Source organism: Burkholderia aenigmatica, from assembly GCF_048627025.1.
Classification (GTDB): Bacteria; Pseudomonadota; Gammaproteobacteria; order Burkholderiales; family Burkholderiaceae; genus Burkholderia; species Burkholderia aenigmatica.
In genome coordinates, this window is the sequence record NZ_CP184470.1 from 934,901 (window position 1) to 959,203 (window position 24,303).

The 24,303-nt window shown below is 64.6% G+C and carries 22 protein-coding genes; 7 read left to right on the plus strand and 15 right to left on the minus strand.

Going from position 1 to position 24,303, the window contains the following annotated elements; translation table 11 throughout:
• Positions 1-21: 21 nt before the first annotated feature.
• From ACN8ZM_RS36560 to ACN8ZM_RS36570, 3 genes are read right to left on the minus strand one after another with little or no spacing between them, the layout of a single operon-like run.
• Positions 22-363 (minus strand): hypothetical protein, encoded by a 342-nt coding sequence (locus ACN8ZM_RS36560; RefSeq protein WP_043185625.1) that lies wholly within the window; start codon positions 361-363, stop codon positions 22-24.
• A gap of 14 nt (positions 364-377) precedes the next feature.
• Positions 378-1,580: an aromatic ring-hydroxylating oxygenase subunit alpha gene (locus tag ACN8ZM_RS36565; RefSeq protein ID WP_420212878.1), complete on the minus strand. Its 1,203-nt coding sequence runs from the start codon at positions 1,578-1,580 to the stop codon at positions 378-380.
• 58 nt (positions 1,581-1,638) lie between these two features.
• Entirely contained in the window at positions 1,639-2,979 is a 1,341-nt protein-coding gene (locus tag ACN8ZM_RS36570) for an acetamidase/formamidase family protein (protein WP_420212879.1), read from the minus strand.
• A 216-nt stretch (positions 2,980-3,195) separates the two neighbouring features.
• Between ACN8ZM_RS36570 and ACN8ZM_RS36575 the strand changes: the two genes are divergently transcribed.
• The 4 genes from ACN8ZM_RS36575 (at position 3,196) to ACN8ZM_RS36590 (ending at position 6,527) form a co-directional block, all read left to right on the plus strand.
• Entirely contained in the window at positions 3,196-4,695 is a 1,500-nt protein-coding gene (locus tag ACN8ZM_RS36575; RefSeq protein ID WP_043185620.1) for a PAS domain S-box protein, read from the plus strand.
• 161 nt (positions 4,696-4,856) lie between these two features.
• Complete coding sequence (locus ACN8ZM_RS36580; RefSeq protein WP_043185618.1) at positions 4,857-5,186, plus strand: non-heme iron oxygenase ferredoxin subunit; 330 nt, start codon at positions 4,857-4,859, stop codon at positions 5,184-5,186.
• Between the two features lie 14 nt (positions 5,187-5,200).
• A complete protein-coding gene (locus tag ACN8ZM_RS36585) occupies positions 5,201-6,211 on the plus strand; it encodes a 2Fe-2S iron-sulfur cluster-binding protein (RefSeq protein ID WP_420212880.1) in 1,011 nt (336 codons plus the stop codon).
• A gap of 31 nt (positions 6,212-6,242) precedes the next feature.
• The gene (locus tag ACN8ZM_RS36590) at positions 6,243-6,527 is read left to right on the plus strand and encodes a SemiSWEET transporter (protein WP_301767327.1); all 285 of its coding nucleotides are present in this window, start codon (positions 6,243-6,245) and stop codon (positions 6,525-6,527) included.
• A gap of 58 nt (positions 6,528-6,585) precedes the next feature.
• On the opposite strand, the gene ACN8ZM_RS36595 is transcribed toward ACN8ZM_RS36590, so the two are convergent.
• From ACN8ZM_RS36595 to ACN8ZM_RS36605, 3 genes are read right to left on the minus strand one after another with little or no spacing between them, the layout of a single operon-like run.
• The gene (locus ACN8ZM_RS36595; protein WP_420212881.1) at positions 6,586-7,398 is read right to left on the minus strand and encodes an SDR family oxidoreductase; all 813 of its coding nucleotides are present in this window, start codon (positions 7,396-7,398) and stop codon (positions 6,586-6,588) included.
• 1 nt (position 7,399) lies between these two features.
• Positions 7,400-7,942, minus strand: a complete 543-nt coding sequence (locus ACN8ZM_RS36600) for a flavin reductase family protein (protein ID WP_420212882.1) — start codon at positions 7,940-7,942, stop codon at positions 7,400-7,402.
• On the minus strand, positions 7,932-9,197 hold the full coding sequence (locus ACN8ZM_RS36605; RefSeq protein WP_420212883.1) for a styrene monooxygenase/indole monooxygenase family protein: 1,266 nt from the start codon (positions 9,195-9,197) through the stop codon (positions 7,932-7,934). Before ACN8ZM_RS36605 ends, ACN8ZM_RS36600 begins: the two co-directional genes overlap by 11 nt.
• A gap of 435 nt (positions 9,198-9,632) precedes the next feature.
• On the opposite strand from ACN8ZM_RS36605, the gene ACN8ZM_RS36610 reads away from it, so the two are divergent.
• Together ACN8ZM_RS36610 and dctA are read left to right on the plus strand one after the other, a co-directional pair.
• Positions 9,633-10,556, plus strand: coding sequence for a LysR family transcriptional regulator (locus ACN8ZM_RS36610; protein WP_420212884.1), 924 nt, complete (start codon positions 9,633-9,635; stop codon positions 10,554-10,556).
• Positions 10,557-10,590: 34 nt separating this feature from the next.
• Positions 10,591-11,919: a C4-dicarboxylate transporter DctA gene (gene dctA, locus ACN8ZM_RS36615; RefSeq protein ID WP_420212885.1), complete on the plus strand. Its 1,329-nt coding sequence runs from the start codon at positions 10,591-10,593 to the stop codon at positions 11,917-11,919.
• A 24-nt stretch (positions 11,920-11,943) separates the two neighbouring features.
• On the opposite strand, the gene ACN8ZM_RS36620 is transcribed toward dctA, so the two are convergent.
• Positions 11,944-12,726 carry a substrate-binding domain-containing protein gene (locus ACN8ZM_RS36620; RefSeq protein ID WP_420212886.1) on the minus strand — a complete coding sequence of 261 codons (783 nt, stop codon included), beginning with the start codon at positions 12,724-12,726 and terminating at the stop codon, positions 11,944-11,946.
• Between the two features lie 55 nt (positions 12,727-12,781).
• The gene (locus ACN8ZM_RS36625; RefSeq protein WP_420212887.1) at positions 12,782-14,077 is read right to left on the minus strand and encodes an MFS transporter; all 1,296 of its coding nucleotides are present in this window, start codon (positions 14,075-14,077) and stop codon (positions 12,782-12,784) included.
• 345 nt (positions 14,078-14,422) lie between these two features.
• Here ACN8ZM_RS36625 and ACN8ZM_RS36630 point away from each other — a divergent pair, with 345 nt between their 5' ends.
• A complete protein-coding gene (locus ACN8ZM_RS36630) occupies positions 14,423-15,943 on the plus strand; it encodes a diguanylate cyclase (RefSeq protein WP_420212888.1) in 1,521 nt (506 codons plus the stop codon).
• A gap of 443 nt (positions 15,944-16,386) precedes the next feature.
• Here ACN8ZM_RS36630 and ACN8ZM_RS36635 read toward each other — a convergent pair whose 3' ends face one another.
• From ACN8ZM_RS36635 to ACN8ZM_RS36665, 7 genes are all read right to left on the minus strand, one after another.
• Complete coding sequence (locus tag ACN8ZM_RS36635) at positions 16,387-17,541, minus strand: acyl-CoA dehydrogenase family protein (protein WP_420212889.1); 1,155 nt, start codon at positions 17,539-17,541, stop codon at positions 16,387-16,389.
• 22 nt (positions 17,542-17,563) lie between these two features.
• Positions 17,564-18,643, minus strand: coding sequence for an acyl-CoA dehydrogenase family protein (locus ACN8ZM_RS36640; RefSeq protein ID WP_420212890.1), 1,080 nt, complete (start codon positions 18,641-18,643; stop codon positions 17,564-17,566).
• Between the two features lie 129 nt (positions 18,644-18,772).
• Complete coding sequence (locus ACN8ZM_RS36645) at positions 18,773-19,921, minus strand: CaiB/BaiF CoA transferase family protein (RefSeq protein ID WP_420212891.1); 1,149 nt, start codon at positions 19,919-19,921, stop codon at positions 18,773-18,775.
• A gap of 173 nt (positions 19,922-20,094) precedes the next feature.
• A complete protein-coding gene (locus tag ACN8ZM_RS36650; RefSeq protein ID WP_043185607.1) occupies positions 20,095-21,213 on the minus strand; it encodes a porin in 1,119 nt (372 codons plus the stop codon).
• 301 nt (positions 21,214-21,514) lie between these two features.
• Positions 21,515-22,537 carry a 4-hydroxy-2-oxovalerate aldolase gene (gene dmpG, locus ACN8ZM_RS36655; protein WP_301767321.1) on the minus strand — a complete coding sequence of 341 codons (1,023 nt, stop codon included), beginning with the start codon at positions 22,535-22,537 and terminating at the stop codon, positions 21,515-21,517.
• Positions 22,538-22,551: 14 nt separating this feature from the next.
• Positions 22,552-23,496, minus strand: coding sequence for an acetaldehyde dehydrogenase (acetylating) (locus ACN8ZM_RS36660; protein ID WP_420212892.1), 945 nt, complete (start codon positions 23,494-23,496; stop codon positions 22,552-22,554).
• Positions 23,497-23,509: 13 nt separating this feature from the next.
• Entirely contained in the window at positions 23,510-24,298 is a 789-nt protein-coding gene (locus tag ACN8ZM_RS36665) for a 2-keto-4-pentenoate hydratase (protein WP_043185602.1), read from the minus strand.
• Positions 24,299-24,303: the final 5 nt, after the last annotated feature.

Below are 24,303 nucleotides of genomic sequence, written 5' to 3' on the forward strand. Positions count from 1 at the left end.
GCGCCGAGATGCGTCGGCGGCTCAGTGCCGTGCGTCGCCGTGCTCGGCGACGAAGCGTGCTTCGTCGAAGCTGTACGGCACCTTCGGATCGCCGCGATACAGTTCGATGTGCGGTGCGACCTCGGCGAGCGACAGCGCGAGCGACAGCAGCCGTGCGGCGTCCGCCGGCAATTCGCCGATCGGATAGCGGTCGAGGTACGTCAGGATCGACGGCAGCCGCGGCAGCATGTTGTCGTAGAAGTAGCGCAGCTCGCCGCTCGACGAGCCGATGCGGCGCTGCTGCCGTTCGTTCTGGGTCGGAAGGGCCCACGCCGCGACGAGCGGCTCGAGCATGTCGAATTCCTTCGGAAGCAGATTGTCCATTGCGTGCGTCTCCGTCATTGATCCATGTATTGTTCGAGGACCTTGTACCCATGTCGCAGCAGGATCTCCTCGTCCTGAAGGAACATGTGCTGCTTTGCGCCGGACGCAAGCGCGGCATGCGTATCCTCCATCGTCGCCGTATCCTCGAGCCATGCGTTGCGCTGCAGCACCTGCGCGAATTCGACGGCCCAGCGTTCGCTGTTGGTCTTCGGCGGCTTCACGTAGTACTTGCCCTCCCACAGCGTCTTGTCGTGCGACAGCGGCCAGAACTGATGGGTGAACCAGATCCCCTCCGAGATGTGGATCAGGATGTTCGGGAACACGACGCTCAGCTCGAACGAGAAGTCGCCCCGGCGGTCGGGGTTCACGCCCGGCGGCAGCATCGACGAGCCGCGTTGCGCGACCAGCGACGCGCCCGTGATGTTGTTTGCGATGCCGGCAACCGGCGTCGGCGTGGCGTTGAGCGTCAGGCAAATGCCGGTCGTGCGATGCTCGTCGAACAGCGCAACGTCGGTCAGTCCGCTCGAAAACACGTTCGGGAACGAACCGGCATGGATGGTCGACACGTGATACGCCTCGGAGAACGCGTCGAGCGCGATCTTCCAGTTGCAGTCGAGCACCGTGTTGTAGCTGAAGCACTGGCTCATCTCGTGAAACGGGAAGCCCGCGAGATGATGCCCGAGGCCGCCGAGATACTCGTGCAGCGAGCGCTCCGGCTCCGCGGCCAGGTTGATGAAGATGAAGCCCTCCCACACCCCCGTATGAACCGGCGTCAGCCCGCTCGACGCCTTGTCGAAGCACGGCGGAAAGCGCTCTTCCTCCGGCACCTGCACGAGCTTGCCCTGGCCGTCGTAAACCCAGCCGTGGAACCGGCACGTGACGACCGCCGCCTTGTTGCGGCCGAAGGTTTCCTCGCCATGCTCGACGACGACCTTGTTGCCGCGGTGCGAGCAGGTGTTGTGAAAGCCGCGGATCGTGCCGTCCTTGCCGTGCATGAGGATCACCGACGTCTTCGCGAAATGGATCTTCTTGACCTTGTAGTCGCCGACGTTCGGAATTTCCTCGATGCGCCCGACCTTCAACCAGGTCTTCGAAAACACGCGCGCCTTTTCGCGTTCGTAGAATTCCGGCGATATGCAGGGCTCGACCGGAATCGGCTCCGTGCCGAGTTCCGGATACTTGGCCGCCCATCTCAGGGTATTGGTGGTGGTGTCCATCGCTGCTCCTCTCAATGAATTGATTCGCGTTGCTCGATCGTGTCGATCGTCACGCGGTTCAGGTCCGGTCGTGCGTGCCGTCGTCGAGTCCGTATTGCGCGCGCGCCAGGTGCGCGATGCCGAGGCGTTCGAGCACCGGCATCGGGCACAGGAACGTGACCCGCACGACGCCCGGCAAGCGGCTGATCTCGATCGAGCCGGCGATCGTCGCGCGGTTGAGGATCTCGTCGTACGCCAGCCCCGTGACGTTCGTCGCGCGCTGCAAACCGTTCTTCGTCGCGTCGTTGAGCGTGGCGCCCGAGCCGATGAAGGTGATCGGCGCGTTCTCCTCGATCTCGCGCTGCCCGTAGCGCGCCGCGAGCGCCGCCACCTGCTCGCGCTGCGCGGCGTTCATCGGCCGCGCCATCGGCGGCAGATCGTCCGGTCGCTGCAGCAGGATCGGGCCGTCCAGCGTCAGGCCCTTGATCACCTCGACCTGCAGCTCGACCTCGCCCGCGACGTCGGTCGCGTGGCCGGCGATCTCGCCATTGCCCTGCTGCGCATGCATGTCGCCCATGTATACGCCGGCCCCCGGCACCTTGATGGGGCAGATCACGATCGCGCCCGCGCGCACGCTGTTGGTGTCCATGTGGCCGTCGGTCTTGTTCGCCTCGAGCGCTTCGCGCGACATGCCGAACGCGTGCGGCGCATCGATCAGGAACGCGCCGAAATCGCCCGCGTTGTGCGAGTCCGGCATGTCGACCGACGGGATCGTGCCGATGTTGCCGAGAAACGGCTGCATGTGCGCCGCCAGCCCGCTCATGTCCGCGCGGGCAAGCGAAAGGATCGAATGCTGTTCGGACGAGGCCGGCAGGCGCGCCATCTTTCCCGGCATCCCGGCGATACGCTGCGCGGCGTCCTTGTCGACCGTCAGCGACACCTGGTGCTCTCGGTCGAGCACGATCACGTAGCCGTGACTGAAGCGGAACGCATTGACCTCCGCGCCGCAGACGCTGCAATGGATCGCGTCGTCGCCGGTACCCTCGACGTGACTCGGCGGGCTTTCGGTGCCGCAGGTCGTGCATCGCTTCGCGACGAACGGGTCGCCGACATAGCGGCCCTCGACGAACTCCATCACGCCCGACGACGTGGCGAGCGACGTCACGTCGCAACGCAGGATCTTCAGCGCCACGGCATCGCCGATTTCGGCGCCGTCGACAGCGACCGGCTGCGTGACCTCGTGCCCGCCCTGGAAGATCGGCGTAATCATCGGCCCCCAGCAACCGGGCGGCGTACCCGTCACGATGCGCCCGCCGTTCCGAACCGGACCGAGCATGGTCAGGCGCGGCCCGATGACGCCGCGGGTATACGCGCCGACCTCGACGACGTCCCGCGGTGCTGCCGACGGTGGATGGCTCATGGATGTCTCCTCGCTCGAATGCGGAACGGGGCCTCGCGCCACGTCTTCCGCTTCTTGTTGATCAGTGCACTCAAGCGTAAGGAAATCGCCTGCCGGCCGTTATCCGGTCGGTCAATTAGCGCATTAGGTGATAACACTTAACGACCGCGCGGCCCGCGAGCCGCGTGCTTTCGCGGTGCTATGCTGACAGCCGGATTACCCCGGGGCGCCCCTGCCATGCATTCCGTCAGTCAATTGAGCCGGACCAACTACCAGGAGGTCTTCGTCTACGCGAACGACATCATGGTGATCCACGACATGGACAGCGGGGAAATCCTCGACGCCAATCGCAAGGCATGCGAGATGTACGGGCACACGATCGACGAATTGCGCGGAATGTCGATCGGCGAGCTGACCCGGAACCACTCTCCGTACGACACCGAAGGCGGCCTGAGGCGCGTGTGGGAGGCGCGCGATTCCGGCGACACCGTGATCTTCGAATGGGTGATCTGCAACGCGCAGGGCCGCGAAACGCCTGTCGAAGTGAGCCTGAAGCGCATCACGCTGAACGGGGTCGACCGTGTGATCGCGATGGCGCGCGACATCACCGAGCGCAAGGAAGCGCACGCCGCGCTCAAGGAACGCGAGCGGTACTACCGCAAGCTGATCGAGCGCTCGTCGGACGGCATCGCGATCCTTTCCGCCAACGGCATCGTCCGCTTCCTCGGGCCATCGATCCATTCGCTGCTCGGGGTTTCCGCGCGCATGCCGGTCGGCCGGTCCGTCTATGCATTCATCGCACCGGAAAACGTCGAAACGGTGCGCGACACGCTGCGCGCGCTGGCGCCGGACGCGAGCGCCAACCTCGGCTACCGGATCCAGCACCGCAACGGCACGTGGCGCATCCACGAGGCGCGCTGCCGGAACCTGCTCGACGATCCGGCCGTCAACGGGATCCTGGTCAATTTCCGCGACGTCACCGAACGCGTCAGGGCCGAGGAAACCGCCCGCGCCCGCGCGCTCGAACTCAGCCGGATCTCGCGCATCTCGACGACCGGCGAGATGGCCACCGCGCTCGCGCACGAGCTGAACCAGCCGTTCTTCGCGATCGTCAACTTCGTTGCGGGGTGCCGCCGGCGCATCCAGTCCGGCAATTTTTCGGCCGACGATCTGCTGCACGCGCTGGAGCTGGCGCAGCACGAAGCCGAGCGCGCCGGCCGCATCATCAACAAGGTGCGCGAATTCACGTGCAACCGGACCTATCAGCGCCAGTTGATCGACGTGCGCACCCTGGTACGGGACATCGCCGACCTGATCGCGCTGCGCGCGCGGCAAAGCGACGTCACCGTCACGTACGAACTCGACGACGCACCGTGCGAAATCGAATGCGACGACGTGCTGATCCAGCAGGTCGTGATCAATCTGGCCGTCAACGGGATCGAGGCGATGTCGGGCACGTCGCCAGAACGCCGCGAACTACGCATCTCGGTAGCCAAGCGCACCAACGGCAATGTGCAGATCACCGTGTCCGATACCGGCCCCGGCCTGCCGCGCGTGAGTCCGGACCGCATCTTCGCGTCGTTCTTCTCGACCAAGCACACGGGCCTCGGGCTCGGACTGTCGCTGTGCCACTCGATCGTCGATACGCATGGCGGGCATCTGTGGGTCACGAGCGCGGAAGCCGCGCCCGGCACGCGTTTCCACGTGATGCTGCCGCGCTCGGCCGGCGCGGCCTGAACGCGGCGACGATAAGCGAAAACCTGTATTCGCTAAGCAGTCGATCCAATTTACCCGTCAGGCAGCCGTCACTACCCTGAAGCCATGACGTCCCGCAGGCAGCGGAACCGGCGCGATATCGCGCGCCGATTCATGGACGTCGACAACCAGGGAACACGATCATGACGGTAGCCGAACATACGATCCATTTTCTTTGCCGCACGTCGGACGTGCCGCGCGGATGCGCGAAGCGCGTCGCACTCGACGGCCGCGCGCCGGTCGCGGTCTTCAACCTCGACGGCCGGTTTCATGTCACCGACGACACCTGCACGCACGGCGAAGCATCGCTGTGCGACGGTGAAATCGATGGCGACGTCGTCGAGTGTCCGTTCCATCAGGGTGCCTTCGACATTCGCACCGGCAAGGCCGTCGGTGCGCCCTGCATCGTCGATCTGAAGACGTATGCGGTCGTCGTCGAAGACGACGCGATCGGCATTCGCCTCGCCGATTGACGGAGGACGACGACATGCACGAGATCCTTCTCGACGGATCGGCGCACCGCTTTGCGTGCGATCGCGACGACACCCTGCTCGGCGCCGGCTTGCGGGCCGGCCTGGGCATGCCGTACGAATGCACCGCGGGCGCGTGCGGCAGCTGCAAGTTCGAACTGCTCGACGGCAGCATCGACGTGCTGTGGGACGACGCGCCCGGGCTGTCGGCGCGCGATCGCGCGAAGGGCCGACACCTCGCCTGCCAGTGCCGCCCGACGAGCGACTGCCGCATCAAGATCCGGCTCGACGATGCATGCCGCCCCGCGCAACCGCCGCGCAAGCAGGTCGCCACCTTGATCGCGACGGACGACGTCACGCACGACATCCGCGAATTCCGCTTCCGCACCGATGCGCCCGCGGTCTTTCGTCCGGGACAATTCGCAGTGCTGCACTTGCCCGGGATCGCCGGCACACGTGCATATTCGATGGCGAACCTGCCGAGCGACGACGGTGACTGGCATTTCCAGGTGCGCCGCGTCGAACGCGGCGCCGGTTCGACGACGCTGTTCGAGCGCGTGAAGCCGGGTGACCGCGTGATGCTCGACGGCCCGTACGGGATGGCGTTCTTGCGTCCGGAACCGGCTCGCGACGTGGTCTGCATCGCGGGTGGGTCGGGGCTCGCGCCGATGCTGTCGATCGCACGCGGCATGGCTCAAGCCGGCCTGCTGGGCACACGCCGGCTACATTTCTTCTATGGCGCGCGTACGCCGCGCGACGTGTGCGGCGACGCGCAACTGCGCACGCTGCCCGATTACGGCGAACAGCTCGTGTTCTACCCGGCGGTATCGTCGCCCGGCGGCGCCGGCGACTGGTCGGGCCGTACCGGCTTCGTCCACGAATACGTCGAGGACGTCCTCGGCGCGAACCTGGCCGACCACGAGTTCTACATGGCCGGCCCGCCGCCGATGATCCAGGCGATGCTGGACGTGCTGCATGCGCGTCACGGCGTGCCGGCGTCGCAGGTTCACTTCGACCGATTCTTCTGATCCCTCCATTTCACGTGACAGGTCACGCACCATGAACATGACCGATACCGTCGGCCTGGTCGCCGGAATACTGACGACCGTTTCGTTCGTTCCTCAAGTCGTCAAGATCCGGCGCTCAGGCTCCGCACGCGATATTTCCTACACGATGTACGCGTGCTTCATCGCCGGCGTGAGCCTGTGGCTGTACTACGGCATCGCGATCGGCGCGTTGCCGGTCGCGCTGAACAACGCGGTCGTGCTGCTGCTGGCCGTCACGATCATCGTGCTGAAATATCGCGCCGAAGCACGGGCCGCAGCCGGCAAATCGGGCAATTGACGTCGGGAGAATGAGAAAGGGCGTCGGTCGGCAGCAAGCCGGCCGACGCCCGTGCCGTTCAGGCGGCCGGTGTCGTCAGTTCGCCGATCGGCGACAGGCCCTGCTCGGGGCCCATCGCCGAATAGCCGCCGTCCACCGCCAGATTCGCGCCGGTGATGAACGACGCCTTGTCGGAGACGAGAAACAATACCGCGTTGGCGACTTCCTCCGGTTCGCCGATGCGGCCGAGCATGTGGAATTTCTGCGCGACGGCATTGGTCCTGCGCTTGTCGCCGCCCGATATCGCGTCCAGCACGCCGGACCACGTCCAACCCGGCGACACCGCATTGACGCGGATATTGTCGCGCGCCAGATCCAGCGCCTGGCTGCGCGTCAGTTGCAGGATCGCCGCCTTGCTGGCCGGATACAGCCAGCGGCCCGCCTGCGCCGCGGACGCGCTCGTCGAGCCGAAATTCACGACCGCGCCGCCGCCGGCCTCGCACAGGAACGGATAGGCGGCCTGCAACAACAGGCACGCGCCGATCACGTTGACGTCGAACGCCGCATGCCATTGCGCGCGTGTCGACGACAGCGCGTCGTCGACGTATGCGCACGCAACGTTGACCAGCATGTGGATGCGGCCGAATCGCGCATGCGTCGCCTGCACGCAAGCGCGAATCGCCGCATCGTCGGCGAGGTCGGTCTCGACGAACATCGCGCGCGCGCCGAGCGAATCGGCCAGCGCGCGACCGCGCGCAACGTCGATGTCGGCCACCGCGACCTGCGCGCCGCCGTCGCACAGCGCGCGTGCGACCGCCGCGCCGATCAGCGTCGCGCCGCCCGTGACGATCGCGGTCTTGCCTTCGATGCCCCAGCATGTCGATGGATTCATGTCAGCTTTCCTGTCGGTTCGTGTCCAGCTCCCGCAACGCGCCCATGCAGAAGACCAGCGGCGCCTGCTCGTGCCAGCGGAAACGGTTGACCCGGCCGACGAAGATCGCGTGATCGCCACCCGCGTGCACGATCTCGTTCTCGCATTCGAATTGAGCGACCGCGCCCGCGATCAGCGGCACGCCGCCCTGCCCGTCGACGGTGTCGACGCCGGAAAACCGGTCGTCGATCGGCTTGGCAAAGCGTGTGCAGATATCCTGCTGCGAGCCGGCCAGAACGTTGATCGCAAAGAAGCGGCAACGCTCGAACGCGCGCAGGTTCGGCGAGCGGCGCGCCAGGCTCCACAGGATCAGCGGCGGATCGATCGAGACCGACGAAAACGAATTCGCCGTCAGGCCGATCCGGCGGCCGTCGTCGTCGACCGTCGTGACGACGGTCACGCCCGTCGCGAAGCAGCCGAGTGCGCGCCGGAAGTCGCCCGGTGCCTGCGGAATCTCGTGATGATGACGCCACGCGTGCGCGACGATGTCGTGGTCATGCCGCATCGCGCGCCACCCGCTCCGCGACGAAGCGCTGTGCCTCCGACAAATCGGCGATCCACGGCCAGAATTCGCGCGGACGCTGAAAGCAGCGCACGAAGTCGTCCGCCACCGCACGCTGCGCCGATGCCGCGCGCAACACGTGCATGATCGCTTCGCTTGGCGGTTCGAGCAGTGCGTTCGTGAACGCCGTCGTATAGCTGGCCGACGTGTCCCAGAACGCGTCGAAGGTCTGCTGCATCCACCCGGCGTCGAACGGCTCGCGACCGTGCACGTCGATCGCCCGCATCAGATGGTCCACCATGCGCGACGCGTTGTTCGCGCCCTGTCCGGCAATCGGATCGTTCAGGCAAACCGTGTCGCCGATGCCCATCACGATGCGCCCGGACGCGAGGCGGCCGACCGGATGGCGCACGGTCGGCGTGAAGGCGCCCTTGAGCCACGCGTTCGGATCGGTCAACTGCGCATCGTCGAGCAGGCCCGCCTCTTCCGGCGCGAAGTCGCGCATCACGCCGCGCGCAATCTCGAGCAGTTCATTGCCGTCCGTCGCGGCCTGGAAGCGATCCATGTCACCGCCCGGACGCGCTTCGAACAGGAAGCTCCGGCATTCGCCGACGCCATGCGAGTAGAACGGCAGCGAAAAAAACTCGCCGACACCGAAAACGAAGTTGAACCGCAGCGGCCGGAAATCTGCTTTCGGCCACGGACGATCGCCGACGATCTGCGGCCCCTTGAGCAGCATCGCCGCGAGATTGCGCGGCGGCTTGTCATGCACGCTTCGCGCGGCGTCGCGCGCGAACAGCGCATTGATCGCCCCCTTGCCGGACGCGATGAACGTCAGATCATTGGCGCTGGCGATCTCGTCCAGCTCGTCGATGTCGACGCTGCGAAACACGAGCGTGCCGCCGCGCCGTTCGAATTCCTCAGTCCAGCGCGCAAACTTCGTCCGCTGGTCGATCGCCTGACCCGACCGGTCGTGCAGCCGCCCCTTGACCGTCATCACGCTCGCGCCCGACGGCTCACGGAAATCGACGAGCATCCCTTCGCCGGCCGGTGCGACGTCTTCCCAGAAATTCAGGCCGAGCCGGCGTTCCCAGTCCAGCGTTTCGTTGAACAGAAACGCCGTGCTCGGGATCCTGCCGGCCAGTAGCTGATCCGGCGTGCGGTCCGTATACACCGTGACCTCATGCCCCCGGTCCAGCAAGCCGAATGCCAGATGAAACCCGGCCTGCCCGCCTCCTACGATTCCGATCTTTCTCACGTCGCATGCCTCCTGTTGGTTTGGGTTATGCGTAGCGTAGGAGGCCGGACAGGGTCGGTAAATTCGCTCGGCTACTTACGACCATAGATGGAAGCACCTATGCGCCATCGCATGGGCACGACGCAAGAAGTGCCCTGTTGCGGAATATCATCCCGTGACACGGCGCGTCGGTCCATCGGTGAAGACAAGCGGCCGATCCGTTCACATCGTCATCCATCGTCCCCAAGCGGCTGCCTGGGCCAGATGCCGCACCGATGCCAGCGTGTTACCGGTCGCGCAGATCGGTCACAAACACGCCGAGGTTGCACGCTCCTTCGGCTTCGTTCCGCAGTTCGTCGCATGAACCCTGCGTTGCACGGTCTTGCTTCATCACGACGGTAAAGTCGCGGCAGAATCATGCAAAATGCTCCGCATCTGAGATGCGGAGACCGACGCGTGGCAATCAACTTCGATTTAACCGACTTGCAGGCATTTCGCGCGGTCGTGGAAACGGGAAGTTTCCGAAAGGGCGCAGAGACGGTCAGCCTGTCCCAGCCTGCCTTGAGTCGCCGAATCGACAAGCTCGAGGAAGCGCTCGGCGTGCGGCTCTTCGAGCGCACGACGCGTAGCGTCACCCTCACCACCGTCGGTCGCGTGTTCGCCCAGAGTGCCGAACAACTGCTCGACGATCTCGACGTCGCCCTGCTCGGCATTCGCGACGTATCATCGAGCCGCCTGGGCCATGTGACCATTGCGTGCGTCCCCTCGGTGGCTTACTACTTTCTGCCCGCCATCATCGCGCGCTATCATCAGCGCTTTCCACGCATCAGGGTCAAGCTGCTGGATGCGAGCGCAAACGAGGTGCTGGGCGCCGTCATCAGCGGCGAGGCCGATTTCGGCGTGAGCTTCATCGGCAGCCAGGAGGCCGACATCGAGTTCAAGGTGCTGCTCCAGGAGCGCTTCGTTGCTGCCTGCCGCCGCGACCATCCGCTCGCGCGCAAGAAGCGCGTGACCTGGAACGAACTTTACGAGCACGATTACGTGTCGGTGGACAAGACTTCCGGTAACCGTCTGTTGCTCGACCAGGCCCTTGCCGCCGTGGCACCGCGTGGGCCGAGCGTGTGCGAAGCGCGCCACGTGACAACCCTGCTCGGCTTGATCGAAGCGGGGCTCGGCGTCGCCGCGGTGCCCTCGATGGCGATGCCCGGGCACGACCACCCTATTCTCACGAGCGTGCCGCTCGTCGAGCCGGTCGTCAAACGACGCGTGGGCATCGTGAAACGACGTGGACGGCCGCTCACCCCGGCTGCCGAAGCGTTTCACCAGATGATCATCGAAGCGAAGCGCGCCGGTATCTCGAGCAGCGGCGCAGCGGTGTGACAACGACACAAGAGACACGAAGGAAGACCGTACAGTGAGGTTGCCCAGGCTGCTTGGATCGCTTTATGTGCAGGTCCTGCTCGCGATGATGCTCGGCGTGACCGTCGGTCACGTCTGGCCGGAAGCAGGCGCGATGCTCAAGCCCCTCAGCGACGCGTTCGTCGGCCTCGTCCGGATGACCATCGCGCCGATCGTCTTTTGCACGATTGTCTCGGGCATCACGTCACTGGCGAACGGGCAGGCAATCGGTCGCACGATCGTTCGGGCCCTGGCGCTCTTCTACCTGCTGACCGCCATCGCGCTAGCCATCGGGCTCGTTACCGCGTTCGTGCTGCGACCGGGTGCCGGCATGCACATCGACGTCCACCATCTCGATTCGCGCATCCTCGCGCCGTACGTGAAGGATGCGCAACCACGCGGGCTCGTCGCGTTCGGGCTGAGCGTGATCCCCGATACGATGCTCGGCGCGTTCGAGCAAGGCGAGGTGTTGCCGGTGCTGCTGCTGTCGCTGCTGTTCGGCTTCTCGCTGAACGCACACCCGCGAGCCGGACGGCCCGTTCTTGCACTGATCGACGGTGTCGCCCAGGTCGTCTTTCGCGTACTCGCGATGATCATGCGGCTCGCGCCGATCGGCGCATTCGGCGCGATGGCCTTCACGGTGGGCCGCTTCGGGATCGGCTCGATCGGCTCGCTTGCGAAGCTGATGCTGTCCTTCTATGTGGCCTGCGCGCTGTTCGTCGTGCTGGTGCTCGCACCGCTCGCGCGGCTGCACGGCTTCACGCTGTGGCGGCTCTTGCGCTACCTGCGCGAAGAGTTGCTCATCGTCCTTGCGACGTCCTCTTCGGAGCCCGTTCTGCCACGTCTGATCGTCAAGCTGGAGTCGCTCGGTTGCGACAAAGGCGTCGTGGGGCTCGTGCTGCCGGCGGGCTATTCCTTCAATCTGGACGGTACCGCGATCTATCTGACGCTCGCAGCGTTGTTCATCGCGCAGGCGTGCGACGTGCCCCTTTCCGCGTCGCAAATCGCGATGATGCTCGCCATCATGCTGCTCACGTCAAAGGGTGCGGCCGGTGTTTCCGGTAGCGGGCTGGTGGCGCTGGTCGCCACGCTCGTCGTCATGCCCGACCTGCCCGTCGCCGGCGTGGCGCTGCTGGTCGGCATCGATCGCTTCATGTCCGAGGCACGCGCACTGACGAGCGTGATCAGCAATGCCTGCGCGGTGATCTTCGTGTCGATGTGGGAAGGTGCATGCGATCGTACGCGTCTTGCGCAGACGCTCGCCGCAGTGGGGCCGGTATCCTCGAACGGGGCCGATGCGGATCGTGCCGCGGCAGATGCCGACGGTGACGGGAAGGCTGTCTGACGCACACCTTCCCGTCGATCAGGCTCAATGAGCGGAGACGGAATCCAGTCCGGTCGATTGCACGTCCGCCTGCACATCAGGCGACGCAAGATAGTCGAGCAGCGCCTTCGCTTCCTTCGGATGCTGCGCCCCCACGGGGATGCCGGCCGCGAAGCGCGTGACCGACTGCAGCGACTCGGGGATCTTGCCGACGAAGGTCGCCCCCTTGACCGGCAGCAACTCGCTCACCTGCTGGAAGCCGATTTCGTAGTCGCCGTTCGCGACGACCGATGCCACCGGGATCCGCGGAATCATCTTCGCCTTCGACTTCACCTGTTCCTCGATGCCGAGCTTCCTGAACAGCTCGCGTTCGATATACACGCCGCTCGCGCTGTCCGAGTAGGCGATCGACTTCGCGTGCAGCAGCGCCTGCTTGAGGCCTTCGGCGGAACGCACGTCGGGCTTTGCCGAGCCGTCGCGCACGACCACGCCGATGCGCGAGTCGGCCAGCTCGACCCGCGATCCGGGGATCACCTTGCCTTGCTTGATCAGGTCGTCCAACGCATAGCCGACCATGATGACGGCGTCGGCGGGCTCGCCGCGCGCGAGCCGGTTAGGAATCGCTTCCGGCGACTTGCCCATCGACGGGCCGAGCGCGGTATCGAGCGTGTTACCCGTCGTGGACGCAAACCGGGGGCCGAGCAGCTTGTAGGCGGCGGTGAAGCCCCCCGAGCTCATCACGTGCAGTTCGGCGGCCTGCACGTTGGCAGCTACAGCCGTGGCAAGGACGAGCGCGGCCGCACAAAATTTCGGGAGCAGATTTTTCATGATCGTGGTCGGGCGGAATCGCGTGTGTGGGTGAACATTCCGGATGGATCGGGCATCAATGCGCCGGCGTCAGCGTCGCCGTGTGGCGACGATAGAGCGCGAACGTCGCAAGCAGCGCGCACACCGCGGCGAAGCTCATCCAGTAGCCCGGTGCGGCCTTGTCGCCCGTCATGTGAATCAGCGCGGTCGAAATGGCCGGCGTGAAGCCTCCGAACACGGCCGTCGCGAGGCTGTAGGCGAGCGAGAAGCCCGCGACACGCACTTGCACCGGCATCACTTCCGTGAGCGCGACGATCATTGCACCGTTGTAGATCCCGTACATGAACGAGAGCCACAGGAGGACGAGCAGCATGTTGACGAACGATGGCGCGTGAGCAAGCAACGACAGCGCCGGGTAGGCGGTCACGACGGTGAGCAACGTCATGCCGACCAGCAGCGGCCGGCGGCCGATCCGGTCGGACAGCGCGCCGCCGATCGGCAGCCACACGAAGTTCGACACACCGACGCAGAGCGTCACGAGCAGGCTGTCGGCGGTGCTCAGGTGCAGCACCGTCTTGCCGAAGGTCGGCGCGTAGACCGTGATCAGATAGAAGCTCGTGGTGGTCATCGCGACCAGCATCATGCCGGCAACCACGACGCCCCAGTTCTGAACCAGCGTACCGAACACTTCCTTCATGCCCGGACGATGCTGGCGCGCCTTGAACTCCTGGGTTTCCTCCAGGTTACGGCGCAGCATGAAGATGAACGGCACGATCATGCAGCCGACGAAGAACGGCACGCGCCATCCCCATGCGGCGATGGCCGATGCGCTCAGCCAATGATTGATCGCAAAGCCGAGGCCCGCCGCGACGACGATCGCGACCTGCTGGCTGGCGGACTGCCAGCTCGTGAAGAAGCCCTTGCGGCCGGGCGTGGCCAGCTCGGCGAGATAGACCGACACGCCGCCCAGTTCTGCCCCGGCGGAGAAGCCCTGCAGCAGCCGCCCGAGCAGCACGAGCGCGGGTGCGAGCAAGCCGATCGTCGCGTAGCCCGGCACGAACGCGATCAGGATGGTGCCGCTCGCCATGATGGACAGCGTGACGATCAGGCCCTTGCGGCGGCCCACGTCGTCGATGTACGCACCCAGCACGATTGCGCCCAGCGGCCGCATCAGGAAGCCGGCGCCGAACACGGCGAAGGTCATCATCAACGACGCGAACTCGCTTTGTGCGGGAAAGAAGACGTTGGCGATCTGCGTGGCATAGAAGCCGAACAGGAAAAAGTCGAACTGCTCGAGAAAATTCCCGGCTGTGACGCGGAAAACCGCGGCGGCCTTCGAACGTTCGGTCGGAAGGCTGGACGAGGGGTGCATCGGGGTGTCTCCTGAAAATCCTGAAATATGCGGAAGGGGCAGGTCGATTGTCGTTTTCCGGCATGTTCGCTCGATCCCGGGCCGACGATAAGTGCGATTTTTGGAAGGATTGATGTTGATTGGTTATCAATCGGCGCGTCACCGGCGCGCGGCGCCGTACATCGTTCCGCCCCGGACTGCCTTGCCCCCTCACCCGTGCCCGGTCGCACACGTTTGCGCCCCGTTGCGCGATCGCACGCGCCGGCTGGCGGCCACGCCGGCCTCGATTTTCTGTTAACCGTGCCGTTAACCCGGATTTGAACCGCGCCGGAGCGATTCCCGCCGGCCTCCCCTACGAGCACGAACATGCCCGCATCCACCACGATCGAGAAAATTGCCGACTGGGCCGGACGCAACCATCTTGTCGTCGGGGCATTGGGTACGCTGATGTCGCTTGCCGCGCTCGGAATCAGCGCCGCGACACTGTGGGCCGGCCGGAGCGAAGTGATCGAACACGCACATGAGACGTCGCGCAACGTCGCAGCCGTGCTGGTGAGCCAGATCGCACGCACCGTCGAAACGTCGAACAGCGCACTGGTCGCACTCGCGTCCGATCTCGGCAAGCCCCCGGTGCAGCGTATGGATGCCGGGCTGCGGCACGACCTGCTGTTCGAGCGCACCGCAGCCCAATATGTCACCGGCATGGGCGTGACCGACAAGTCCGGCCAGTTGATCGACGGATGCTGCAGCGCGACCCACCATTGGGATTTCAGCGATCGCGACTACTTCAAGGTGCATCGCGACGCGGACGACGTCGGCCTCTACGTGTCCGAGGCCTATCGCGCGCGCTCGCGCAGCGGCAAGGAATCCATCGCGCTGTCGCGGCGCATCGACCGGCCGGATCATACGTTCAACGGCATCGCGGTGGTCGCCATCGACCTCGCCTATTTCGAGCAGCTCCTGTCCGGCCTCGATGTCGGGCCGAACGGGGTCAGCGCGATCCTGCGCGCGGACGGCACGATCCTCGCGAGAAATCCGTCGTTGAACGACAGCCAGATGAACCACCTGCGTCACTCGAAAGCCTTCAACCGGATGGTCAACAGTGAATCGGGCTTCTATCCCGCACGGTCGAGCATCGACGGCACCATGCGGCTGTATACGTATCAGCGGGTGCGGGGCACGCCGCTGATCGCCGTCGTCGCGCCGGCCGAGCACGACGTGCTGGCGGGCATTACGCGCCTGTCGTGGACGGTCGGCATATCCGCAACCGTGATCAGCGCCCTGTTCTGCGCGGTGGTCTGGCTGCTTGCGTTTGCGCTCCGGGACAACCTGCGCAAGCAGACGCTGCTCATGGACCTCACCCGGACCGATCCGCTGACGGGCCTGTGCAACCGCCGCGCGCTCGATATCGCGCTGGCCGACGAATGGGAACGGCTGCAGCGGGGCAGCAACGGCAGCCTGTCGATTCTGTTCATCGATGCCGACCACTTCAAGCAGTACAACGATCGGCACGGCCATGCGGAGGGCGACACGGCGCTGCGCTTTCTCGCCGAATGCATCCGCACGCACACGCGGCGGCGCGGTGATCTCGCCGCGCGCTACGGCGGCGAGGAGTTCGTCGCGGTGCTGCCGGATACGGACGAAAGCGGTGCCGCGCAGGTCGCGGAGGCCATTCGACGCGAAGTCGAACGCAACCGGCTCGACGGGTTTGCGGAAACCGTTCCGGCCTTCACCGTCAGCATCGGCTGCGCGACCGGTCATCGCGCGCGCCCCCCGACCGTGCACGCGCTGTCGCATCAGGCGGACATGGCGCTTTATCGTGCCAAACGCGAAGGCAGGAATCGCGTGTGTTGCGCGGAAACGGAGCCACTCGCTCGCCTGGCTTGACCGGCCATGGGTCGGGTCTGCTTTCTTTCCGCAGCAGAGCGTACGCAAACGATTGCTTCGGACAACGTTCAAAAATATGCGGCCGTGGAGGCCGCCCGCGCCAGCGAACAGGGCGGCGGTGCCGGCTCCGCCCGACGGTCAAGCCCTTTCCCAGTTCCGACAGATGACCGTCGCGACCGAACGCGGCCGCACCGATCGGCCCGGTGATCAACGCACAGGAAGACCCCGCGCTCGTCCGACAGCGAGGACAGCTTACCGCTCCACTGTCGGACGGGGCGTGGACGGATTCCGGCGAACCCGGGCGCACCATGCTTGACCGAATTTGCGCGGCCGTCTCTATCAGAAGGCCGAGCAACGCACACCACTCGTTGCCACTTTATCTTCCCGGCATACCGCGTACCTGATGGCTTGCCGAGCCGACTGTTCAGTAGTGTGCGCGACGCTCAATTCAGTTCCTTGCTCGAGTAACCGAGCAACCACCTCGCGACGATCAGACGGTTGATCTCACCCGCTCCTTCGAAAATGTCGAAGATTCGAGCGTCCCGAAACCACTTCTCCGCCAGATGATCTTCCGTCAGCGCGAGCGGTCCAAGGAGCTCCATACATTCCTGCGTAATACGGCGCGTCGCCGAACCACCCAGTGCTTTCACCATGGAAGCCTCGATCATCGTCCGCTCGTCCGTGACACCGCTCGCTTGCTCGCGCCACTTGGCATGCAGGATCGACAACTCGGTTGCGTCATGCAGCGCTTCGAGCGCGATCAAGCGATCGTGCACCGCGGATCGTGCATTGCGCCCTTGCGCATAGTCGGGTGCCTGGTCCGTTTGACGAAGGTTCTCCTTCACCATATCCAGCATGTTGCGCGCGGTCTTGAGGCCGAACGCGGTCACCATCGCGCGCGATCCGTTGAACACCATCATCGTGCGCTTGAAGTCGGCGTCCAGCTTGTTCGTTGACGGCACGCGACAGTCCTGCAGCACGAAATCCGCCGTGTCCCACGCGCGCATACCCATCTTGTCGACTTGCCCCAGCGGTTGCAGCCCCGCCATCCCCTTCTCGACGACGAATGCACAGAACGGACGGATGCCACGCTCGTCTGGCGGCCCCTTCAGCAGGACGACTGCGCCCGCCGCTTCCCCGAAGCCCGAACAATAGATCTTCTCGCCATTCAGCACCCATTCATCGGCGGCCTCGTCGTATCGGGCGTTCCCGACCATCGCTCGCGGATCGGATCCCGCGCCCGGCTCCGAAATGGCAATCGACAGCAACTTGTCGCCGAAGCGCTCGATCTGGTCCGGCGTACCCGCATACTGGATGATCTTCGTCCCGAGGAATCGATTCGAGTCGCGCCGCATCCGCACATCGGGGTACTCCAGCTGCAGCAACGCCTGCGTCACGATCGGCCCGCTCGTTTTGGCCGGATCGGATGCGAGCAACACGTAGGGATCCGGGCGCCCCGAAGCCTCGGGCAGTTCCACCGGCTCGAGCTCTTCGTGATGCTGATCGTAATAGCGTGCGTATCCGCGGACGATTTCCGCGTCTTCGCGTGCAATGCTTACCAGGTACTCGTCTTGGGGGGTGAGAGTAAAGTCAACCACGTTTGATCTCCTTGTTGACAAGTCAGACGCCAGCCACGCCTTCGAGCATCGAAACCGCACGCGCATTCCGATACCACATTTCAATCGGATGCTCGCGTACGAAACCGTGGCCGCCGAAGATCTGCAACCCTTCGTCCGCGATCGACATCGACTGGCGCGCGGCATACGTGTACGCGAGCTGCGCCGAACGTGCGGCGTCCTTCCCGTTCGCAAGCTCGGACGCCGCCCGCCACCCCATCAGACGCATCGCCGCCACGTCGATGTGCATATCCGCGAGACGGAAGGCGATCGACTGTTTGCTCGCGAGCGCCGAACCGTGAACCACCCGATCCTTCGCATACGGGATCACGTATTCCATGACGCCGCGCGACAAGCCCGTCATCACGGCGGCAAGCCCTGCGCGCGACGAATCGACGAGGCGCTGAACGTTCGAACCCGCGCCGTTGCCGAGGCGAGCCGTATGCGGAACACGTACGCCGTCGAGCCGGACGTCGCTCAATCCGAGCGCACGGAGACCGACCGTCGGCACCGGCGCCTCGACATGACACCCCGCCGTGTTGCGTTCCACGATGAAGGCAGCCCGTTCGCCGTCGGCTTGCGCGACGACGAGAAAATGGCTCGCGGCGGAAGCCAGCGGGACCAACGTCTTGCGTCCGTTGAGCCGCCATCCGTCTTCATCCCGCACCGCCGTGGTCGTCAGCGACGACACGTCCGAGCCGAAATGCGGCTCCATCAGCGCAATGGCCGCAGCATGAAACGCATGCCCCTGAAACACCGGCAACAGCGTCTCCCTCTGCCGAGACGATCCCTGATCCAGGATCGCCTGGGTAAACGCAACCGGCGCCGCCAGGGCAAGCGCGAGTGTCGCGTCGGCCGCGGCGAGTTCCTCGAGCACGATCGCGTTGAGAATCGAACACCGCTCCTGACCGTCGTCGCCTTGCATCTGTACGAGGCCGGTCGACCACAGCGCATCCAGCGTCGAGACGGGAATCTCCGAAGCCCTGTCGAGCTTCTGTGCAATCGGCCGCAACTCCCCTTGCGCGAAGCTTCGCGTTGCGTTGCGCGCCAGTTCCTGCTCCTCGCTCAAATCGAATGTAATCAAGTCTCTCTCCTGTTCTCCTGCACATCGCAGTTCAAATCCGTTCCACCAGGTGTCGCCGCTTCGATCGCGACATTCGCCCGCGTCGACCGCGGGGAATGCGCGACGCTTCCGCCGGCAAGACTTCTCAGGTCAGCATTTCGTATCGCGCAGAATCTCCGCCGTGTGTTCGCCGAGCAGCGGTGCACGCGTCGCGACGTCCACCACTGAACGACTGAAACGCACCGGGAAATTCATTTGCCGGATCACGCCGAATTCAGGATCCTCGTGATCGACATAGACATCGCTGCTCCTGACTTGCGGGTCGTCGAAGAACTCGTCCAGCGTATAGATCGGACCGATCGCCACCCCCTCCGATTCAGCCCGCGCCAGCACTTCCTCGCGTGTCATCGTGGCTGCCTTGCCGCCGAGCGCTCGCCACATCTCGCCGTTTCGTTCGATTCGTTTCGCCGCCGACTTCCAGGTGTCGTCGTCCAGCAAATCCTCCCGATCGAAGAGCCGACACGCGGCCGCGAACTGGTCGTCGGTCTGGATGTGACCGATGACCCATCCATCGCGCGTGCGCAGCGGATGGTGAATGTCGAGCGCCGGGGCCTGGTGTGCGTCGGGCGTGCGGAACGTATAGTTCCCGATGTTGTCCGTGAGCCCGAACCACGAGAACGCGTTCAACAACGACGCATCGATGCGCTGCCCTTGCCCGCCGCTGCGTTCGCGGTGCAGCAGTGCCGCGAGAATCGCGCTTGCCGTGATCGTCGCAGTCGACTTGTCCACCATCAGGTTGCGGATCGGCTCGGGCGCGTCGCCGCGCCCCTGGAGATACATGACGCCCGTCATGCCCTGAAGGACATGGTCGTATGCGGGCTTCGACGCATAGGGCCCCGACTCGCCAAAACCGGATATCGACGCGTAGATCAACTTCGGATTGGCATGCTGGAGTAGCTCGTAGCCCAGGCCAAGTCGCTCCATCACACGAGGGCGCATGTTGTGAAGCAGCACGTCGGACGACAGCGCCAGCTCCCGAGCGACTTCCAGATCGCCGGGCGTCTTCAGATCCAGCACGATGCTTTTCTTCCCGCGGTTCACCGTCATGAACAGCGCACCCATGCCATTGTGAAATGGCCCGACCCTGCGCATCGGATCGCCTTCCGGCGGTTCGATCTTGATCACCTCCGCCCCCATGTCCGCCAGAATCTGCCCTGCCAGCGGAGCCGATACCATCGAACCCAGCTCGAGCACGAGGAGCCCCGAACAGGGTCCGCTCGCTTTCGCTTCGTCGCTCATGTCTTCCTCCAATGACCCAACGTCATGCTTGAGATTTCAGCGTCGACACGCTCTCGCCTCGTTCAATCGGCCCGGGTCAATCTCATGTGTGTAGGAAATCTTCAATACAAAATCGATCGACTCACTCTACTAATATGGATATCGAAGTAATTGAATTTCAAAAAACCAGACCGTCAGAAGAGATGCCGTATCCCCACCATCGCTCCAGCCTGTCCGACTCCGGGTGCCGGCACGGCCGGAGCCAGGCTACTCGAAGACACGGAATACACGGCACCGTGTCCGCTGTTCTTCATGTAAGCCAGCAGCCCGTAGAGCGCCGTCCGCTTGGAGAGGTTGTAATTGGCACGAAAAATCCCCATCGTTCCGTCCGCATCGTATGACCGGTTCCTGACGTGAAGCACTTGCGCGTCGAAAACCCATGCGACGTACGGGACCGAGACGCCGAGATAGCTGAGATCGGTTCGCACCGTCCGAACGTCTCCCTTGATCTCGCGATGCAGCCATCCGCCCCCGACCTTGACCTTCCCGACGAGAAAATAGCCGTTTGCCTGGTATCTTCGATCGGTATCGCCCGAGTTCCCGAAGGCAACACCACTCAAGCCCGGCACGACCGTCATTGCCGTGGCGCCGGCGCCACCGCGCTGCTCGTCATAGATGAGTGCCGCGCCCCAGTTCGGCCGGTCATATTTCAGCATCGTGGTCAGCGCGCGGCACGACATCGTGTCGCCCGGAAGCTGCCCGCCGCAGTTGCTTGCCGGCAAGCCGTCGCGCCCGAACGAATAACTGACCCCGACCGTCAGATCCGCAAATTTCCCGCGATACTCGACGCTGTTGTCCGCCCGTGCGGCAGCCAGATAGCCGTCGAACGAGCCCATGCTGAAAGCGGCAGGGCCGATCACATCCGCATCCGCCATGCCATACATGGTCATGTTCATTTGCCGGCCGACAGTCAGTTGCCCCCATGCGCCCTTCAGTCCGACGAACGACTGCCGTCCAAACAGGCGGCCATTCTGAAGCGAGGTCCCGGACGCGGGCGAAAAGCCGCTTTCGAGCGTGAATACCGTCTTGATTCCTCCCCCCAGATCCTCCTCGCCTCGCAGCCCCCAGCGGGACGGCAAATCGCCGCCGCTGATGGTCGGGAGTCGAACCATCGCCCCGCCTGTTGGCGACGCGTGCGTAAAGAACTCCACGCCCGTATCGACGATGCCGTACAGCGTGATTGTCGATTGCGCGCATGCCGGCGCACAGATGCTTGCCAATGCTGCAAGCAACACTGCTCGTTGATGTCTCATTTGTCTCCTTGACCATGGTGATGGCTCGTTTTTTTACTGCGCGATTCCATCCGGGGGCAGTGCGGTCATGCCGCTACGACTATCGGCATTCCGCACCGTCATTATTAAAAACAGACTATCTTGTTTTTATTGTTCGAGCTGAATCGGCCTCCTTGTGCCAGGCAAATTTCCCGTATCTGATGCAACGAAGCGCGGGGTTGCGGCGGCGTGCCACGCCGTTCTGCATCGACCACCGGCCACCGATCGCCGTGTCAGCAACCGGGCCCAGTACCACGCGAGCGAAGCAACGCCGCGCTCCCGATCACGCCGTATCGCGCAAGAGGTCCAAAGCGACATCCACGATCATGTCCTCTTGCCCGCCCACCATCTTCCGGCGCCCCAACTCAACGAGGATATCGACGGTCTTCAGACCATACTTCCCGGCCGCGACCTCCGAATGGCGCAGGAAGCTCGAATAGACGCCCGCATAGCCAAGCGCGAGCGTCTCGCGGTCGACTCGCACCGGCCGGTCCTGCAACGGCCGCACGATATCGTCCGCCGCATCCATCAGCGCATACAGGTCCGTCCCGTGGTTCCAGCCGAGCCGCTCCGCCGCCGCGATGAACACTTCGAGCGGCGCGTTGCCCGCGCCCGCGCCCATGCCGGCCAGGCTTGCATCGACCCGGTCACACCCCTCCTCGACAGCGGCAATCGAATTCGCCACGCCGAGGCTCAAGTTGTGGTGCGCGTGGATACCGGTCTGCGTCGCCGGATCGAGCACCGCCTTCAACGCGTGGAAGCGATCACGGATGTCGCCCATCGTCATCGCGCCGCCCGAATCGACGACGTAGATGCACGTTGCACCGTAGCTTTCCATCTTCTTCGCCTCGACAGCCAGGTTCTCCGGCGTCGTCATGTGGCTCATCATCAGGAAGCCGACCGTGTCCATGCCCAGCGAGCGCGCATAGTCGATATGCTGCTTCGAGATGTCGGCCTCGGTGCAGTGCGTCGCGACGCGCACGACGCGTGCACCCGCGTCGTAGGCCGCCTTCAGGTCATGAATCGTGCCGATACCCGGCAAGAGGAGCGTGGCGATCTTCGCCTGCTCGACCACTTCAGCCACCGCCGCGATCCATTCGAGATCCGTATGCGCGCCGAAACCGTAGTTGAACGAGGATCCTCGCAGGCCATCGCCATGCGCCACCTCGATGCTGTCTACGCCGGCCTTGTCCAGCGCCCGGGCGATACGTTGAGCATCCGCGACACTGTATTGGTGACGAATGGCATGCATCCCGTCACGCAGCGTGACATCCGAAACGTAGATCTTCTTGCTCTTGTCGTACATGATCTATTGCCCCCTTAAGCCACGACCGACTGACGCGCCGCCATGCGTTCCGCCGTGGCAAGCGCCGCGCTGGTCATGATGTCCAGGTTCCCGGCGTAGCTCGGCAGATAGTGCCCCGCACCCTCGACTTCGAGGAAAATCGACACCTTCATGCGCGGCGCCCGCCGGGCGGCCGGTTCCTGCGGCATGCGTCCGTTGAACGCGTCGAACTGCACGACCTGCTTGAGCCGATACCCCGGGACATACGAACGCACCGCAGCCACCATCTGCTCGACCGATTCGACGATCGCAGCCTGGTCGGCATCGCCTGAAACCAGGCAGTACACCGTGTCGCGCATGATCAGCGGCGGCTCCGCCGGGTTGAGGACAATGATTGCCTTGCCGGCCTTCGCGCCACCGACTTGCACGATCGCGCTCGACGTGGTCTCGGTGAACTCGTCGATATTGGCTCGCGTACCCGGGCCGGCAGAGCGACTCGAAATCGACGCGACGATCTCGGCGTACTCGACCGGCGCGACGCGGGAAACCGCTGCGACCATCGGAATCGTCGCTTGCCCGCCGCAGGTCACCATGTTCACGTTCGGCGCATCCAGATGCTGGTCGATGTTCACGGCCGGCACCACGAACGGACCGATCGCCGCCGGCGTCAGGTCGATCACGCGCACGCCGTGCGGGCGCAGCAGCCGTTCATGCAGCGCATGCGCACCGGCGCTCGTGGCGTCGAATACGTAGCGCATGGATCCGAAATCGGGGTGGGCGAGCAACCCGTCGATCCCCGTCGTCACGATCGGCACGCCCATACGCTCGGCCCGTTTCAGGCCATCCGACTCGGGATCGATGCCGACGAATGCCCCCATCTTCAGGTGCTTTCCGTAGCGGAGGATCTTGACCATCAGGTCGGTGCCGATGTTTCCGGATCCGATGATGGCGACTGCCTGTTTTTCGTCAATCGAGTTCATGGAAAGAACCTCATCAGGAGAAAATCGCGCGTACCGGAGCAAAGCCGTCGATGTGCGCCGTATAGGTATGGCCGGCCTTCACCGCCACCATCGGTCCGAGCGCACCCGTGAGAATCACGTCACCGGCGCGCATCGGCGTGCCGACCTCGACGAGCGTGTCCGCCAGCCAGCGGGCGGCATTCAGCGGATTGCCGAGGCACGCGGCCCCCGCACCTTGCGATACCGTTTCTTCGCCGTCGGTCATGCGCATCGTCGCGCCGGCCAGGTCGAGCCTCGCAAGCGGAACCGGCTGCGTGCCGAGCACGAACAGACCGGACGACGCGTTGTCCGCGACGGTGTCCACGAAACGGATATTCCAGCCCGCGATGCGGCTGGCCACCACTTCGATCGCGGCCAGCGCATAGGCTGTTGCGCCGATCAGGTCGGCCACGGTGTGCCGTTCATGGGTGAGATCCTTCTCGAGCACCAGCGCAATCTCGGCCTCGGCCTTCGGCTGCAACAGGCGATTCGGGTCGATCGGCTCGCCGTCGACGATGGCCATGTCGTCGAGCAACGTGCCGAAATCCGGCCGGTCGACGCCGAGCTGCTGCTGAACGGCCGGCGACGTCAGGCCGATCTTCCTGCCGACGATCCGCCTGCCGCTGCGCACCTGGCGCTGGATGTTGATCTGCTGTACCGCATAGGCCAGTGCCGCCTGAGCGTTTTCGTCCCGCCCTTCGAAGCGGTCCCGCACCGGCGCACAGGGTGCGTTGCGTTGCTGCGCGTCCCACAACAGCTCGGCAATATCGTTTTCCGGAGTCATGTCGG